We start from the raw sequence: 516 nt of genomic DNA, 5'->3' as shown, positions 1-516 counted from the left end.
AAGCCGGTGGCCCAACTGTTCGCAGGGGGAGCCGTCGAAGGTGGGACTGGCGATTGGGACTAAGTCGTAACAAGGTAGCCGTACCGGAAGGTGCGGCTGGATCACCTCCTTTCTAAGGAGCTTCTGACGCACCCACCACGGTGGGTGTGTGCAGAGACCAGGCCCGAGCCGTTCGCGTTCGGGGTGGTGCTCAAGGGTGGAACATCAACTACGGCGGCCTTCATCGGTCGGCACCGCGCCAGTACACCTCGATTCGTCGGGGACGGAACGCGCACCGCCGGCACGAGAGGGTCGCCCAGGCACGCTGTTGGGTCCTGAGGGAACAGCCCGCGAGGGAGGTTGCTTCATGACGGGCCCGGTCGGTCGGTCGAACCGCTGATCCTCTTCGGAGGGACGGTAGGCGCCGGCGCTCACGACTCGGGGATCGTTCGTTGTTTGAGAACTGCACAGTGGACGCGAGCATCTTTAAAGTATGTCTTTGTGGTCAAGTTTTTAAGGGCACAGGGTGGATGCCTT

1 rRNA gene is annotated in these 516 nt (G+C 62.2%); it reads left to right on the top strand.

What is annotated here, in order from left to right:
- Positions 1-112: ribosomal RNA gene (locus tag MHY85_RS21190) — 16S ribosomal RNA — on the top strand; the annotation flags it as partial.
- Positions 113-516: the final 404 nt, after the last annotated feature.

The sequence above is a fragment of the Cellulomonas sp. ACRRI genome (genome assembly GCF_022346185.1).
Classification (GTDB): domain Bacteria; phylum Actinomycetota; class Actinomycetes; order Actinomycetales; family Cellulomonadaceae; genus Cellulomonas.
Note: the sequence above shows the minus strand (reverse complement) of the source record. Positions and strands in the feature narration are given on the sequence as shown.